Source organism: Chloroflexota bacterium, assembly GCA_026706485.1.
In the GTDB taxonomy this organism is placed as follows: Bacteria; Chloroflexota; UBA11872; order UBA11872; family UBA11872; genus JAJECS01.
The window spans coordinates 646,972-660,871 of sequence record JAPOYR010000011.1; the positions used below are offsets into that span (position 1 = coordinate 646,972).

Genomic DNA, 13,900 nt, shown 5'->3' on the forward strand with positions numbered 1-13,900 from the left:
CGATCAGACCTCCTAGGCCGTGTGCGGCGCCGCGATGTAGCCCGCGGCAAAGCGGAAGATGTCTCCTGCGGACGCGCTCTCGATTGCAATCCCGATGCCCATTTGGTCCTGTCCGAGCGAGCCCAGATCGGCTACTCCCGCGACGGATCCCGCCGCGTCGGTGCCCGACGCATGCGGAATGACGATCTGGCCGGCGGTGATCGAGGCACCAGCTCGCACCTTGAGGATGCCGCCGCCGCCGATGTGCGCGATGGAAACCGCGCTGCCAACCGGCGGGGTGCGCGTACCGACGTCCGATGGCGACTCTGAGGTGCCTTCGGCGATGACGCCGAGGACGACGTCCGTTGACCGAGCCGCGGCACCGCCAGCGAGGACGACCTGGCCGGACGAATTGACCTTGACGATCTTTGCAAAGTCGCCGACGAAGCTCGCTCCTCGCGGCATCGAGATCGTGACATCAGCTTGGGTGGTTGCCATCTAGCTCTCCTTCTGCTCCACCGTCTGGGTCAACGTCTGGTCGTAGAGCTTGCTGCCTTCGGGGCTCTCGACGGCCTTGGCGTAGGCCCCGTGGTAGGTCCCGCCATCGCGCTCCTGGATCCCCTTCGCCATCTTGTCGAGCTTGTCCTCGGGCGATCCCGGGCTGGCGTCGCTGCCGACGCCGCGCGTCTCGAACGCTTTCGCCATTTCGGCGTTGCTGGACTTGAGAGCCTCCAGCGCGGTATTGCGCTGGTCCTTGTCCTCAATGGACTCGACAGACCTCAGCAAGGCCGCGCGGGACTTGACGTCGCCGGTCAGGTGCGACAACTCGGTCTCAGCGCGCTTTTCGAAGGCGGCCTGCTCGCGCTCGGCCTCGTACTTGGCGAGCTTGCTGGCCTGCTCGTCGATCTCCCGGGCCTGGCTGATCGCCAGTTCGCCCGCCGACTTCCGCAACTGCACGCCCTTGGCGGTCGTGTAGACCACCGGATCGGCGTCCTCGGCTGCCTTCTGGACTTCCTTGATTTCGGCCTGGCGGTCGTCCGCCGACTTCTCGAGAAACGCGTCCTGGGCGTCCGTGTCGTCTTCGAGCTTGTCGAAGTGCGCCCGCTCGTCGGCGTTGAGCCCGAGAATCTTGGTGAGCCGGTCGACCTGCTTTTGCAGCTTGTCGTCCCCGCCGTCGCCGCCGCCCTGTGTGCCGTCGTCCGCCATTGGGTCTTGTCCTTTCGTGAGCGCAAGCATGGCCTGCGTCAGGGCTGCCTGGTCAATGGTGTGCGTGTGGCCGGCGACCATCGCCAGCTTGAATTTGCCATCGATGTCTCGGCCGATGGCGTGGGAGTGAGTCGTGTCGTCGTCGGTGCCCATCGCGTGGGTGACCCAGATGTTCATCTTCCCGTTGCCGTACTTCGACACGATTACGCCATGCTGGTGGCCGTCGGTTTCGCCGGTCAGCAGGTCCGCCAGCTCCTTCTGAATCGGCTCGCCGGCCTTGGGCGTGGGCTGCTTGTCCCGCCGCTTCATGATCGCGGCCTTGGCCGGCTTGTGCGCCGGGGCGCCGACGCCGCTCCACTCGCGGATTTCGAGGTCGTACAGCTCGCGCTTAGCCATCGTCGTCAACCTCGCGACGGCGGGCTACGCCACCCATCGAGAACCCCGTCAGCTCGCCGCTCTCGAACTTCGCCATCATCTCGGCGTCCGGTTTGAGAGCGACGAGGATGCCGTGCGTCTCGGATTCGATGCCGAGCGCCTTGGCGACGTCGGTCAAAATCGGGAATACGAACGGCACACCGCCGCGCTTTTCGACCTCGCCATCCGCGCCTTCGCGGTGCTCCTCGCCAGCGATCTGCCAGTTTTCGACGAAGTTCAGCGCACCCTTGAGCAGCTCGGCCTCGGACACGTGCTCGTCGTGGGCGTCGAAGTAGCGGGCGCCCTTCTCCATGCTGACGGCCCCGAAGCCAAAGACCAAGCCGAGCTTGGAATCGACCTTGGCTACTTTGCCCCGGATCTCGAAGGTGTCGGACAAGCGGTGCGGTGCTCCGTGCGTGCGCTGCGAGGGCCGCAACGGAGCACGGAGCGCGGGGCTACTGGCTCACGGAGTGCGCAGACTCTGCCGGAAGCGTACCACGAGTATTTTCGGCCTTACAACGGCACACGATGCGCCAGGGGCGGGTGACCGACTCGGCGAGCACTCTGCGGCAGGCGTAGCACCGGGGTCGACGGTCAATGATCGGACGTCGCGTGTCGACGGTCACGACGCCACGCCGGCCTCGGGGATCACGGGCCGAGCCCGGCACCGGCAGAGGATCGCTTCTCCTGGGTGACCTTCCCCGGGCGGCTCGTCCCAGCGATGCTTCGTGCCCTCCAGCGCGGCGTGCGCGCGACGCACGCGCTCATCGCCCACCGTGCTCCAGATGTACTCCTCGATGCCGAGCTGTTGATGTCGCGCCTGGGTCAGATTGCCGATGGCCTTATTCGTTTGGTCACGGGTGATCCGGCGTAAATTCCACCCCGCGCTCTTGCCCTTCTCACGCACCACGCGCGCGAGCTCCTGCTGGTCGAAGGGCTTGTCCGCGAACGCCTGATTGATGCCTGCTCGCAGGTCGTCGCGCAGGCGCGTCGGCACCGTGCGGATCAGGCTGATGTTCTCCTGCCGCCAAGCGGTCATGAGCGGGCGGATAGCCGCATCGTCAAGTACGGGCCGGATGTCCACGCCCAGGGCGTCGCGAAACGTTTGGATCAAGCGGCGCCGCTGGTAGCCGCTGAGCCGGCGGGCTTGCTTGGCGATCTCACGCGCAACGAGTCCGTCCCGCCGCGTCGTGCGGAGCGGCACTTCGTCGAGCCGCTCGATGGCCTCGGCGGCCGCTACGGCGGTGCTGAGGCCAAGTCGGATGTTGCGCATGAGCGGACCAAGCAAGCCGCGGCGGATAGCCCGCTCGTAGGCCTGGGCATCACGCGGACGCGCACCAACGGGATCTGGTGCGCCAGCGGCCTTGGTGAGTCGACGTGCCCGGCGGGCGAGTCCATCCGCATACCGCTCGACCATGAAGTCGATCTGGGCGCCGGTCAGCACGACGCCCCGCGGCGTCTCGGCTCCGCGGCGTTCGGCCTGCCCCTTGCGAGCGAGCAGGTCGGCGTTGCCCGACTCAAGGATGCGACGGTAGCGGTCAACCGCCGCGGCGTGGACGACGATCTCGACGCTCATGCGTGGTGTCCGGAGCCGTAGCCCTCGGGGTACGGAACCATGGGCACAGTCTGGCCCGCGAGGTCGTGCGTGCTGTCGTCCAGGAACCGCCACTGGCCGTTCTCCACAAAGCTATGGCAGAGCGGTCGGCCTGGGTGTTGGCGCGCGTTGGCCAGCATGGACCCGACAAACGTCGGGGTCTGTTCGTTGCCGTCCCACGTCCAGACGGCCAACCCTTGGTCCTCCCAGTAGACCGCATCGACGCGGAACCCGTGTTCGCACTTGCACGCCGGGCAGAACGCACCGAGCATCACGACCGTATCGGGCGCCCGCTCACCGCCGTAATACGCACGGAGCCACGGGCCGACGGCGTTGCTCATCCCCTAGCCTCTGACTGGCGTATACACGACGTTGCGGGTGATGCGCTCGGCACCTTCGCCGATCTGTTGCCATGTCACGCGGTAGCGGACGCCGTCGTCGAGCGTCGCGAAGCTCGAATGCGAACGCCACGCCTGCGGCGAGAATTTCGGATATCCGGGGGACCCGAGCTTCGTGCCGCCTATCCGAAAGAGCGACACTCGCCGGATCAGTCGCGACCATGCCAATCCGGTTTTAGGGGCTTGCTGGACACCAGCCGCAATGACGGGCGATGCCAGCGCGAGCGCAACCGAACCACGGATCATTCCGCCGAGCATGGTGCGCCGGTCGAATCGTCTGCTCATCGGTCCGGCCTGTGATCATCCGCAGTCCTATCGTTCACTGGCGGCTCCAGCCAGCCCACGACCTGCTCGATCAACCACCACTGGGCGTCGCTGAACGCGAACCGGAGGCGATGTACGCTCAGCCCCTCGCGCAACGACGTGCGCCCGTACGTCCGCGACGCCGCATCCCAGTCTGCCACCATTTCGATGATGTCGAGGAACGACATGCGGATCGGCGCAGCGTGGTACTCGGGGTGATGCGGACTCACGGCGTAGTGGGCATAGCGCGGCGCGGTGAAGGTCACGCCACGCCCTTGTTGCGTCCGTAGCGGTCCAGCGGGACGAACGAACTCTTGTCGCCAGTTCCCGTCACCACGGGAGCGGCCGGCGTGGCACCGGCCAACCACTGCCGAATCAGCTCTAGCGCCCGGGCATTCCCGACGCGGCGCACCAAGCGATCGGTCTTCCGGTGGAAGTAGGTGACGGCCTTTGGGCCGATGCGCTCGCTCTGCACATCGCCGTCGCTGGCGTCCCGCTCAAACAGGTACGGGTCGCGGGCAACGGCGGCTGCCAGCAGGGCGGTGGCTTGCTCTAGCTGCACGGGGATCGAATTCGACCTGACTGTGTCGCCGTCACGCTCTACCAGCCCAGATCGCGGCCATTCGTTGACCTGCGCTGTCGATGTCTTCGTGCCCGCCCATAGCAGCGTGTCGAGGTGCCGCGTAGCAGCGATCAGGTCGCGGCCCTTGGCATCGTCGTCCAGTGCGTTCCAGGTGGCCATGTACGCCGGATCCACCGCGAGATAGTTGTCGGCCTCGGCGACCGACGCATAGCTCACGTACTGCCGCTCGCCGATGGTGAGCATCGTGAGACTCATTCGTCGTCGTCCTCCGGGTCCACGTCCGCGTCGTCGTCGGGATCTGTGTCGTCGTCGGCGGCTTCGCTGGCCTTGCGTCTGGCGAGTGCCGCTTCGTCAGGACGGGTGAGTCCCAGCAGGTCGAGCATCTCGCCGTAGGCGGGGTCCTCGGGAAACAGCGGCGCGCCGGCCGTCGCCAAGTCGCGCAGCGCGCCGGCCGCCTGCTCGACGTCGGTATAGCCGACGGCCTCGGTCTTGATCTGGGGCATCATCTCGACCGGCCAGCCGTTAAGTCGCCAGATCGCCGCAAGCACGTCCTTTTGGACAGCCTTGCGGATTTCGACGAGCGCCCCCGTGACCATCAGATAGAAGGCGTGCGTCTTGTCCTTGCTCAATGCGAAGCTGCCCTGGGAGTCGCTTCCGAGCAGCAGCTGATCGACGCCGATGATGCGGGCGATTTCGCGGTTGAGGCGTTCAATGGCGGCAGCGTTCTCGGCGAAGCTGGTGGACGATCCCTGGAGCAACTCGACGTCCCACATGCGCGTCGTTGACGGTCGTTCGGTGTCGTCGGTGCCGCGATAGACCTCACTGTCCAGGAGCATGCCGAGTTCCGGGTTGCGGACGTGCTCCTTCACGAAGTCTGCCAGCGGTTTCTCAAGGCGCTTGCGGTCCGCCTCGGTGATGTCACCCGACTGGACTTTCTCGGCCAATTCGGTGAGCGGACCGCGGGCGATGGGGATTCCGCGCAAGTCGGTTTCGTGGCCGAATCCCTCGAGCTGCTCGTAGCGCGCGAGCCGCTTGGCTGGGGCGACCATCTGGCGAAACAGCCCGTATCCCTCGGGGCTGTCATCAAGTGAGTCATCGACGATGTAGAGCAGCTTCGCGCGCGGCAGGTAAATATCTTGGTAGGTCTGCGGGCTCGTCTGCCACACGCCGTGCACGACGCCCTTATTGTCGGTGTCCCACTTCTCGATAGTCACCTGCGCGCGGGGCGCGATATCGCGAATCGTGATCAGGCCATCGGGACGACGGCCGGCCGTCCACTCCTGGATGCTGAACCCGTAGAAGGGATGCATGGCGGCCCGGCGCACGATGCGCGGCCACGTTCTCTCGGGATCCTCGGTCAGCATTGCCTCGGCAAGCTCAGCGTGGCGCCTGGCCTCTCCCTTCATGGCCTTGGTTTCGACCTCCACCGGCGCAAACGACCACTCGGCGCCGCCGACTAGGTTGACGTAGTAGCGCACTCCGGCGGCCACGATTGCGGTGTTGGCCAGGATGTCCGAATAGGTGCGGTAGCGAGCATCGTGGGATGCAAGCTCAGGGCTCTTCTCGCGCGATTCGATATAGCCGCCGTAGAGCGCGGTGCCCGCGACGCCGAGGGTCTGCATCGGACTGGATCGGCGCGGACGTGGCGACAGCGGCCGTTGGCTGCCGAATCCCGAGCCTGACCTGCTCTGCTTTCGCGCGGGCCTGCGGGCGGTTCGGCGCGTCGTCGGTCGTCGCTGCCGCCGGGGCCTGCGACGGTTCGCCCGCCGTTTGTTCGCCATACCCAAAGGGTACAGGACGCTATGCGTTCAGGAGCACCGGCGCCGTCATTCCACGGCTGCCTCGGCGTCGCGTGAGGCGGTGGAACGAACGGCTGGCGCCGTCTACTTGGTCCTTGTAGTCGGAATTGGGGAACAGGGCGGCCTCTTCGATGAAGGCACGATTCCAAGCGCCTCGAACTAGGTAGACGTTGCGGGCCTCGGCCTGCGCCGAAAGCCCCTTGGCGCGCTCGGTCTTGTCACCCGATTCCGGCGAGTAGCGGGCCTCGTAGGGCGCGAGCATGCGGACTAGGTGCTGGACTTGCGACTTGCCCGCCTGGCCGGGGTCTTGCGGCAGGTCCTGCGTTATGCCGTGCCCATCCGTCTCTGCAGTCGTGCGCAGCGTCCGTTCGATTGTCCGCGGGGTGCCACGAACTCGCACGATGTCCTCGATGAAGTAGTCTCCCCCCACTCGCCGCATAAGCACGCCAACCGTCCACGGCGACTTTTTGCGCGTCGTGCTCGCCAAGTCCCAGCCCCGCACCGCTTGCCCACCGCTGGGAGCGGCATCCACGAACTGATCGGCCCACCAGGCCCGGTCGAACATGCCGCCCGAGCGCGGTGACGGACGCTGCTGCAGCTGGCCGGCAGCCCCGTAGCTTCCAAGGTTGGACTCGAGTCGTCGGATGGCCTGCTCGGAGAAACGGTCAGGCCAGAGCAACTCCCCGTCTTGGGTACGGATATCGCCGTGCCAGTGATGCGGGTGGTCATGCTCATATCGAGCTGGCAGGCACAGGTGCGTCCAGTCGTCGGCATCCGCGGCTTGGTCCTTGTCAAGGACGTGCCCCGTGAGGTCCTGGTGGTGCAGGCGCTGCATGATGATCACGTAGGCCCCGGCGTCGGGGTCGTTGAGGCGCGTGCTCATGGACTCGTCCCACCAGTCGAGCGTTGCCTCTCGAGTGATCTCGCTGTCGGCGTCCACGGCGTTGATCGGGTCGTCGACGATGATGATGTCGCCGCCCTCGCCGGTCAGCGCGCCGCCGACCGAGGTCGCGACGCGATATCCGCCCTTGTTGTTCTCGAAGCGGATCTTGGTGTTCTGGTCACTGGTGAGATGGAAGCGATGGCCCCAACGATTTTGGTAGGTCGCGCTGTCGATCAGGCGCCGGCACTTCACGGAGTCGCGCACGCTCAGCGTCTGGGCATAGCTCGCCGACATGAACTTCACTTCGGGCCCCGCGAGCAGCCCGTAGTCGCTTCGGCGCTGGATCCAGGTCCACGCCGGCCACATGACGGCCACGATCAGGCTCTTGGTGTGACGCGGCGGGATGTTGATCAAGAGGCGCTGAATCTCACCGCGCGTAACGGCTTCGAGGTGCTCGCAGATCACGCCCAGGTGCCAGTTGTCACGGAACGGCGCGGGGTCCACGTAGCGCCACATCTGGCGGACGAACTCGTGCAGGCTGCGCTCGGCTAGGTCGTGATCTTCCCACGGTTCAGGATTAAGCGTCACGTCCTGCAACTCGGGCGGCAGGATCGCGATCTCGGCTTGCAGGTCGGGCTGCAGGCTCGCCAAGTCGAGGGTCATGCGACTGCCGAGATATCCAAGCGCGGCCTAGAGTCGTGAGCGATTGCGGGGTGTACGTCCTTCACAACCAAGACCGCCCCGCGTGCGCTCACGACTAGCAGGCCCAGGCCGCCCCGCCAGACTAGCAGGCTTCACGCGAGCGCCGTCAATTCGGCGATAAGGGCTCGGGGTCGTGATGCACGATTCCCGAAGCGCGCCGGGCATAACTGGTGTTCATGGCCCTGCAATCGCGGCACCTAATGCGCCACTGGGGAGTGACCGATTCGGCGAGCACTCTGCGGCAGGCGTGGCACCGGGGGCGACGGTCAATGAACGCGCGTGGCGTCTCACCGGTCATGCGGCGGCCTTGGCTCGCGCCCATATCCTGTTACGGCACCGGCTTGAGCAGTAGCGCGCGCTTGATTGTTTGCCAATGACTCGTGCGTCGCAATCGGGGGCGTGGCATATGCGCTTGTCGAGCACGGCTTGGCACCGCTTGGCATCCCGACGCCGCGCGGTCGTCCGCTTGCGCTCATATCGTCGGCTGTTAGCGGCTAGGCGCGCCCTGCCTTCGGGGTGACTGCGGTACTCCCGCATCCTTGCTCTTTGCTTTGCCCTCCGCTGCTCCAGTTTTTCGGGAGAATGACGCTTCCGCCGCGCCCTCTTATATCGACGCACTTTCGCCGCACAGTCAGAACACCGGGCCTTCCCTGGGCGCGGCCTCTGCTCCCCACAGTCAACGCATCGGCTGCACGCGAGGCACATCGAGTAGTTCTTTCGCGCTAGCCGTTCAAGACAGCGGTCACAGCGAATGGTCGGCGCGTTGTTCGGGCGGCGGAAACCGACTCTATCTTCCCTGACGCCGTTTTTCATCGCCCGTGCTCTCTGCGCTACAGGGGAATTGGCACGCCGGTGCGCCTTCTGCCTTTCCTTGCTATACCCCGGAGCTCTAGACGGCCAGCATCCCGGCGAGCAATACACTTGGCCTCTCTGCTTCTTGACGAACCGTCGCGAACACCCCTCAGCGCGACACGTGTAGCGGTTGCCGATTTTGCGGCGAGCCTGCGCACTCACGCGGCGACCTTCGCCCCTTTCGCCGCATTGCACGACAGGCACAGCGCCTGCGTATTCTCTGGCGCGTGCGGACCGCCCTTGGATATCGGGTGCACGTGGTCTAGCGTCGGCGGCATCGTCTCGCCGAACGGCTGGCGGCACCCGTTGCAGAGGCCGCCTTGCTGAAAGACGAGCGTGGCGATCCACTGCCGTGGGAATGGGCGGACTTCGACGCCTCGGATACGTGCGCGGCGCTTCGCCACGTGCGCCCGCACCGTGTCACGGTTCGCATCATCCCATCGCCTACGCGCGGCCCGTGTTTTCTCGCCATGCTTGGCGCGATAGCGCCGCTTCGCAAGCCGCTCACGCTCACGCGCGGCCTCGGGATTGGCCGCGCGATTTCGCCGGTACGCCGCCCGCACGCTCTCGCGGTTGCCCGCGTTGTAGCGGTTCTTGTACTCGCGCCACGCGGCGCGGCATTCGTCGCAGCGGCAGTGATGGTGGGTGTATGCGTTGACGGTGCCGTGCGGCACGTTGTCCGCGCTGATTCGGGTACCCTGATCGGGCATCGGAGCTTATCCCTCCGGTGAGAGGCGTCGGGGCTGCAATCCCCGGCGCTTCGCCATTATACCAGTTACGGGTCACTCACTGGCGGCGGCAGCCGCCGCCGTAGGTCGCGCACCTGCCGCAACTGATCGTCGCTAAACGCCGACAAGTCGGGGCGCACCGTCACCGTCGCATCCACGCGCAGCGAGTCGTCAAATAGGCCCAGATGCCGCATGAGCATCTCAATGGCCTGCGTCTTCGAGTGGAACTTGATGCGGATGCCGTCCTTGGTCTTCGACACTTCGGAGATGGCCGCCGTCACGTCGGGCGGCAGTTCGTCCAGCGCCTTCACTGTGACGCTGGTGCCGCTGGCGCTCACAACGCTGGTGATGTCGGCGAACGCGAGCCGCGCCAACTCTCGGATCACGTTGTCGGCGGTGACTTCGGTGCGCTCGGAGCGGGCTGCCAGGGCCGCGCGAATGCCGTTCCCAATGCTTACGTTTGCTAACAACTGTGCGCCGCGCGAATTGGCCCCGCGACGGCTGTATCCCGCGCGGATCGCAGCCTGTGTCGCATTGAGGTCCACGAGGTATTCCTCGCAGAATCGCCGTTGCTTCGCCGTGAGCTTGGGCATGGCCGATTCTAATGCGTACCCATTGGGTCCTGTCGAGCGGTGGCGACGGCGCACCGTGTATTTCAGCCGCTGATAGACTGGCCGCGCTACAGCCGCTGGTTCGGCGCGAGCGCCGTCAGCAGTCGGACGGGGCGCCCTACGCCCCCTTGTCGGCTCGCGTGGATTGCGGCGGCTGTAGCAAGCGTCACGTCCGACTGCCGCAAGGGGGCACCTCATATGGCGAGGCACAAGCTCGTGATCGCGCCGACGGGCTACGGCGGATATGCCCTGGTCGATGTGTCGGCGGAACCCCTAGACGACCAAGGCCGCTGGCACGGACCCGTCGATAGCCGTGACGAGGCCGACCACGTCGCTCAGAAGCTGTCCCGGGAGCATCGCCTGCCGGTGGACGTGGAACACGTCGGGGACAACGCCAGCGACGTGTACGACGGGGTGGCCGGGGATTCCGCGCCGAATCCGGCTAGCGCCGGGACCTCACGCCCCGTCTGAGCCCTCGCGCTCGTCCTGGCCGCGGCAATCGGGGCACTGGCAGTCGTGCCCGTCGCACAGGTGGCAGCCGCATTCCTCGAGGACGACGAACCCGCACTCGCGGTCGGCGTCCCGCCCGTCGTCCGTCGCGTAGGTGACGAAGTAGACCGTCCCGCGATTCGGCTGGGTGCACGCCAGCATCTCCGAGTCGTCGCCGAACAGCGCGACCTGGCCGGTGCGCACGCGCTTGCGCTTGTCCCGGCATGCACGGCACTTCCCGCAGTCGTGCTGTCGCACCAGCGACTCGACACGCACGTCGGTCTCGCCGCGGCGCTCCGCCGCGCGTGCCCATTCGTCCGCCGCCGACTTGTGCTCGGTCGTCACGGGCACGTGGCCGCATCGGTTCGTGTGGACGGCCGGCTCGTATCCGCAGTCGGGGCCGTGGGGCGGCGGCGCGGTGCAGATCAGGCGGCCATAGGTGTCGTAGCGGTGCTCGACGTACTTCACCCAGGCAAAGCCGAGGGCGCCGCACTCGTCCTCGGTCAGGCAGGCGGTTTCGAAGTAGTACACATCCTCGGCGAGGTCTGGACGTCCCGACTCGCCGACCATCAGTCGAGCCAGCGCACGTCGTAGCGGGCGCGGCCGCCCCGAAAGCGGCCTATGACGACCCCGCCGTGATCCTGGCGGATGGTCACCTGCTGCAGCTCGCCCGTGCGCCCGACGCGGTCGCGGGCAATCTCGGCCGCCTCACGCAGATGCCGCGCCTCGACCGTCACGATTTGGGCGGGGCCTGGCCTGTCGGTGACCGCCGCCTGCTTGACGATGGTCACGTGTGCTCGGCGGATCACAGCAACGCCAACTGGCCGACGACTTCGGGATCCCCGCTCGGCTCGGGATCGTCGCTCGGCTTCCCGGCGAGCCGGCCCCGCAGGTACTCGCTCGCCTCTCCCTCGCCGCCAAGCAGCTTCGCTCCGGCGGGGGTGATCGCATAGTCGTGCACCTCTGTCGTCAGGCTGTTGCCGTGCCGCACCACGCCGGCGATCCCGGCGCAGGCCATTTGAATGTAGGTGATGTGCTGGCACGTCTGGTCAAGGTCGGTCGCGTCGAACCACGCGATCCGGTCCTCAAGCTCCCTGGCGGCAGCGAGTAGCAGCCGCCCCGATCCGCAGCAAGGATCGGAAACAGTGATCACCGGCGGCGATTCCTCTGCGTCCTTCCCGTCGCCGATGATCATACGCGCCATCATGTCTGCGACGTTCTCCGGGGTGAAGAACTGGCCGCCGTATTTCTGATCGCAGAACCCCTCCTCTTCGTAGATCGTGCCGAGGAAGTCCGCGGGGTTCGCGTCAAGGGCCAGCGCGGCCGTCCCCAGCATCGCTGAGAAGCGGTCGAGCTGCTCCCGCTTGTACCGTTTGGCGTTCGCCATGTAACGGTCCTCGAACGCTTGCCGTCGCTCCGGAGCCTGGCACGGCTTTGCCAGCGCGCAATAGCCCATGTCGGCCATATCCCTGAATGCTTCCCACTGGCGCAGCTTGCCGCCGTCCGTGGCGGCATCCAGGTGTTCGCGGAACTGCTTGGCGTAGTCGCTCACGCGAACGGGTCGATGGGCGCCGGGCGCCGCCAGTTGGGCGGGATCTCACGAATCTTGCGCTCGCCCTTGCGCGGGTGAAGGATCTGGACGCGGTGCCGCCGGCCGCCCTCGAGGCGCGCCAGCAGGAGACACCGCCGGCCCCGCTTGCGCCCAGGCGTGCGGTCGAAGTAGATCGTGATGGGTTTGGGCGGGTCGATGGGATCTACCAACCACCGTTCACCCTCAGGGGTGCGAGTACCCCCGGGAATCCGCGCTCGATTGAGCACGCGTCGCTTGCGCTTGACGGCCATCACACGCTCCTTTCGCATGCGGCGCAGCCCTTCGCGTGCGCCGCGCTGTGCCTCCAGATGACTTGCTCCCCGTCGAGCGACTCCCAATCGCGCCTTGGGCTGTGGCGACGACGGGCGACGAGACCACAGCGGGCGACGGCGCGGCCGATGTCGGGCCAGATGTCCCGAAGCCGGTGGGCTGCGCCCGGGGTCGTCATGACGCCCGATACGTCCCACGCGGGCGCAGCTCGGCCATGAGCGCAGATGCTGTGTTCCGCGCCGCCGCGGGGTCGCGGCGGGCGATGATCGTCGCCAGGTACGTCCGCGCCCGCGCCGTCAGCGGCACGGGCAGCCCGTCGCGTTGGCTCTCGGTCAAGGGGCCTACCGCGCGCTCGATGTGCCCGTTGGGCAGCATCTCGACGGCGTACACCTCGCCGCGATGCCGGACGAAGTCGTAGACCATCATCGCGGCTGGTCCGCGGCCCAGCCCGACATCGCGGGCTCATTGAGATACCAGCTCGAGGCGTGGCGTCGGGGCTTCGTCGGGTGGGTCGTCTCACGGTGACCGCAAGGCTTCCCGCCGTCCTCGGGATGGCACCGGTAGCAGATCCGTGTGCTGAAGCTCCCCGCCGTGTACACGGGGGAATAGACGTGCCGCGAGCGGCGGGGCTTCGCGCCGGCGGCGCTCACTTCGAAGCTCCGGCGTCGCCGTTCGGCGCCAGTGACGTCGGCGCGGGCATCAGCGCATCTGCGTGCATCGGCATGACGGCCATTCGCGCGAGGGCGGTGGGCCCCCAGGCTCTGAACAGCCAGGGGCCGGTGGCGCTCACCGATTGCAGACGCAGGGGCGCGTGGGTAGAGCGCCGCGCCCACCCCTGCGGGCCACCGTCAATCGCCAGCGCGACCGCGCTCACGCGCTGCATGAACAGCGGGTTGATCGCGCCGCTCGCCACCGTCGCCGCGTCCGGCTCGGGCATCAGCTGCTCGATGTCCGGGAATCTCCAGTCCGCCTCGGTGCGGCCTTGGGCCACGGTCTCCTGCCGTTGGCCCTTGTGCTGGGTCGTCGCGGTGACGTCCACGCCGTGGTCCGTAGGCGTAGCTCGCAGCGTCGCGTCGCCCTTCGTCTTGGGATGGCGGACGAGCGCCCTGCCCAGGTGCACGGCTTCCTTGCGATGCAGGTAGACCATCGGGCCGTCGCTGCTGTTGCCGGAGTCGGGCATCGCCTGATCGACGATCATGGCCGTGAATCCGTCGGCGGATTCCATGCGCACGCGGTCGCTGGCGAAGGTGAGTCGTACGTGCTCGAGGATGGGACGGGAGCTATCGGTCGCCGCGCCGCCGGCGACGGCTTGTAGCAGCTTCCCGATCTGCCACGCGGCGTCTGGCGGGATATCCGCCGTCCATTCGCTGGTGACGGCGGCGCTCGTGGCGCGGTCGCCGGGGGTACAGGTATCGTTCGGCATGGGGCCTCCTCCGGTGGTCCCTAGCGCCCCGTTGGCCGTCGCATGGCCGCGGGGCGCGCTTCATCGCGCGGGCGG

The 13,900-nt window shown here is 66.9% G+C and carries 19 protein-coding genes; 1 reads left to right on the forward strand and 18 read right to left on the reverse strand.

Translation table 11 applies throughout. The annotated features are described in order from the left end of the window. Nucleotides 1-12 precede the first annotated feature (12 nt). The 12 genes from OXG79_12510 to OXG79_12565 form a co-directional block, all read right to left on the reverse strand. Entirely contained in the window at nucleotides 13-477 is a 465-nt protein-coding gene (locus OXG79_12510) for a hypothetical protein (protein ID MCY3784588.1), read from the reverse strand. Next, nucleotides 478-1,581: a hypothetical protein gene (locus tag OXG79_12515; GenBank protein ID MCY3784589.1), complete on the reverse strand. Its 1,104-nt coding sequence runs from the start codon at nucleotides 1,579-1,581 to the stop codon at nucleotides 478-480. Continuing rightward, nucleotides 1,574-1,996, reverse strand: coding sequence for an XkdF-like putative serine protease domain-containing protein (locus tag OXG79_12520; protein MCY3784590.1), 423 nt, complete (start codon nucleotides 1,994-1,996; stop codon nucleotides 1,574-1,576). Before OXG79_12520 ends, OXG79_12515 begins: the two co-directional genes overlap by 8 nt. Before the next feature lie 225 nt (nucleotides 1,997-2,221). Continuing rightward, entirely contained in the window at nucleotides 2,222-3,175 is a 954-nt protein-coding gene (locus OXG79_12525) for a minor capsid protein (protein ID MCY3784591.1), read from the reverse strand. After that, a complete protein-coding gene (locus tag OXG79_12530; protein ID MCY3784592.1) occupies nucleotides 3,172-3,534 on the reverse strand; it encodes a DUF6527 family protein in 363 nt (120 codons plus the stop codon). Before OXG79_12530 ends, OXG79_12525 begins: the two co-directional genes overlap by 4 nt. 3 nt (nucleotides 3,535-3,537) lie before the next feature. After that, a complete protein-coding gene (locus OXG79_12535) occupies nucleotides 3,538-3,876 on the reverse strand; it encodes a hypothetical protein (GenBank protein ID MCY3784593.1) in 339 nt (112 codons plus the stop codon). Beyond that, on the reverse strand, nucleotides 3,873-4,160 hold the full coding sequence (locus tag OXG79_12540; protein MCY3784594.1) for a DUF5662 family protein: 288 nt from the start codon (nucleotides 4,158-4,160) through the stop codon (nucleotides 3,873-3,875). The genes OXG79_12535 and OXG79_12540 overlap by 4 nt, the downstream gene beginning before the upstream one ends. Next, nucleotides 4,157-4,732 carry a hypothetical protein gene (locus OXG79_12545; protein MCY3784595.1) on the reverse strand — a complete coding sequence of 192 codons (576 nt, stop codon included), beginning with the start codon at nucleotides 4,730-4,732 and terminating at the stop codon, nucleotides 4,157-4,159. Before OXG79_12545 ends, OXG79_12540 begins: the two co-directional genes overlap by 4 nt. Further along, nucleotides 4,729-6,099 carry a hypothetical protein gene (locus OXG79_12550; GenBank protein MCY3784596.1) on the reverse strand — a complete coding sequence of 457 codons (1,371 nt, stop codon included), beginning with the start codon at nucleotides 6,097-6,099 and terminating at the stop codon, nucleotides 4,729-4,731. The genes OXG79_12545 and OXG79_12550 overlap by 4 nt, the downstream gene beginning before the upstream one ends. A gap of 178 nt (nucleotides 6,100-6,277) precedes the next feature. Continuing rightward, entirely contained in the window at nucleotides 6,278-7,822 is a 1,545-nt protein-coding gene (gene terL / locus OXG79_12555; protein ID MCY3784597.1) for a phage terminase large subunit, read from the reverse strand. 1,049 nt (nucleotides 7,823-8,871) lie between these two features. Further along, nucleotides 8,872-9,423 (reverse strand): HNH endonuclease, encoded by a 552-nt coding sequence (locus OXG79_12560; protein MCY3784598.1) that lies wholly within the window; start codon nucleotides 9,421-9,423, stop codon nucleotides 8,872-8,874. A 65-nt stretch (nucleotides 9,424-9,488) separates the two neighbouring features. After that, entirely contained in the window at nucleotides 9,489-10,034 is a 546-nt protein-coding gene (locus OXG79_12565) for a terminase small subunit (protein MCY3784599.1), read from the reverse strand. Between the two features lie 234 nt (nucleotides 10,035-10,268). Here OXG79_12565 and OXG79_12570 point away from each other — a divergent pair, with 234 nt between their 5' ends. Continuing rightward, nucleotides 10,269-10,523 (forward strand): hypothetical protein, encoded by a 255-nt coding sequence (locus OXG79_12570; GenBank protein MCY3784600.1) that lies wholly within the window; start codon nucleotides 10,269-10,271, stop codon nucleotides 10,521-10,523. On the opposite strand, the gene OXG79_12575 is transcribed toward OXG79_12570, so the two are convergent. The 6 genes from OXG79_12575 to OXG79_12600 all read right to left on the reverse strand — a co-directional run bounded on the left by OXG79_12575 (nucleotide 10,509) and on the right by OXG79_12600 (nucleotide 13,825). Next, nucleotides 10,509-11,111, reverse strand: a complete 603-nt coding sequence (locus tag OXG79_12575; protein MCY3784601.1) for a hypothetical protein — start codon at nucleotides 11,109-11,111, stop codon at nucleotides 10,509-10,511. The two genes, OXG79_12570 and OXG79_12575, sit on opposite strands and share 15 nt — an antisense overlap. Continuing rightward, nucleotides 11,111-11,332 carry a hypothetical protein gene (locus OXG79_12580; GenBank protein ID MCY3784602.1) on the reverse strand — a complete coding sequence of 74 codons (222 nt, stop codon included), beginning with the start codon at nucleotides 11,330-11,332 and terminating at the stop codon, nucleotides 11,111-11,113. Before OXG79_12580 ends, OXG79_12575 begins: the two co-directional genes overlap by 1 nt. A 14-nt stretch (nucleotides 11,333-11,346) precedes the next feature. Continuing rightward, on the reverse strand, nucleotides 11,347-12,093 hold the full coding sequence (locus OXG79_12585; GenBank protein MCY3784603.1) for an N-6 DNA methylase: 747 nt from the start codon (nucleotides 12,091-12,093) through the stop codon (nucleotides 11,347-11,349). Further along, on the reverse strand, nucleotides 12,090-12,383 hold the full coding sequence (locus OXG79_12590) for a hypothetical protein (GenBank protein MCY3784604.1): 294 nt from the start codon (nucleotides 12,381-12,383) through the stop codon (nucleotides 12,090-12,092). The genes OXG79_12585 and OXG79_12590 overlap by 4 nt, the downstream gene beginning before the upstream one ends. Nucleotides 12,384-12,576: 193 nt before the next feature. Beyond that, the gene (locus tag OXG79_12595; GenBank protein ID MCY3784605.1) at nucleotides 12,577-12,828 is read right to left on the reverse strand and encodes a hypothetical protein; all 252 of its coding nucleotides are present in this window, start codon (nucleotides 12,826-12,828) and stop codon (nucleotides 12,577-12,579) included. Nucleotides 12,829-13,048: 220 nt separating this feature from the next. Then, entirely contained in the window at nucleotides 13,049-13,825 is a 777-nt protein-coding gene (locus OXG79_12600; protein ID MCY3784606.1) for a hypothetical protein, read from the reverse strand. Nucleotides 13,826-13,900 lie beyond the last annotated feature (75 nt).

Bases quoted from the DNA above. Each gene is read 5' to 3' on its own strand.
- OXG79_12510 (MCY3784588.1), bottom strand. From the start codon at position 477: ATGGCAACCACCCAAGCTGATGTCACGATCTCGATGCCGCGAGGAGCG.
- OXG79_12515 (MCY3784589.1), bottom strand. From the start codon at position 1,581: ATGGCTAAGCGCGAGCTGTACGACCTCGAAATCCGCGAGTGGAGCGGC.
- OXG79_12525 (MCY3784591.1), bottom strand. From the start codon at position 3,175: ATGAGCGTCGAGATCGTCGTCCACGCCGCGGCGGTTGACCGCTACCGT.
- OXG79_12530 (MCY3784592.1), bottom strand. From the start codon at position 3,534: ATGAGCAACGCCGTCGGCCCGTGGCTCCGTGCGTATTACGGCGGTGAG.
- OXG79_12535 (MCY3784593.1), bottom strand. From the start codon at position 3,876: ATGAGCAGACGATTCGACCGGCGCACCATGCTCGGCGGAATGATCCGT.
- OXG79_12545 (MCY3784595.1), bottom strand. From the start codon at position 4,732: ATGAGTCTCACGATGCTCACCATCGGCGAGCGGCAGTACGTGAGCTAT.
- OXG79_12550 (MCY3784596.1), bottom strand. From the start codon at position 6,099: ATGCAGACCCTCGGCGTCGCGGGCACCGCGCTCTACGGCGGCTATATC.
- terL (MCY3784597.1), bottom strand. From the start codon at position 7,822: ATGACCCTCGACTTGGCGAGCCTGCAGCCCGACCTGCAAGCCGAGATC.
- OXG79_12560 (MCY3784598.1), bottom strand. From the start codon at position 9,423: ATGCCCGATCAGGGTACCCGAATCAGCGCGGACAACGTGCCGCACGGC.
- OXG79_12565 (MCY3784599.1), bottom strand. From the start codon at position 10,034: ATGCCCAAGCTCACGGCGAAGCAACGGCGATTCTGCGAGGAATACCTC.
- OXG79_12575 (MCY3784601.1), bottom strand. From the start codon at position 11,111: ATGGTCGGCGAGTCGGGACGTCCAGACCTCGCCGAGGATGTGTACTAC.
- OXG79_12590 (MCY3784604.1), bottom strand. From the start codon at position 12,383: ATGGCCGTCAAGCGCAAGCGACGCGTGCTCAATCGAGCGCGGATTCCC.
- OXG79_12595 (MCY3784605.1), bottom strand. From the start codon at position 12,828: ATGATGGTCTACGACTTCGTCCGGCATCGCGGCGAGGTGTACGCCGTC.
- OXG79_12600 (MCY3784606.1), bottom strand. From the start codon at position 13,825: ATGCCGAACGATACCTGTACCCCCGGCGACCGCGCCACGAGCGCCGCC.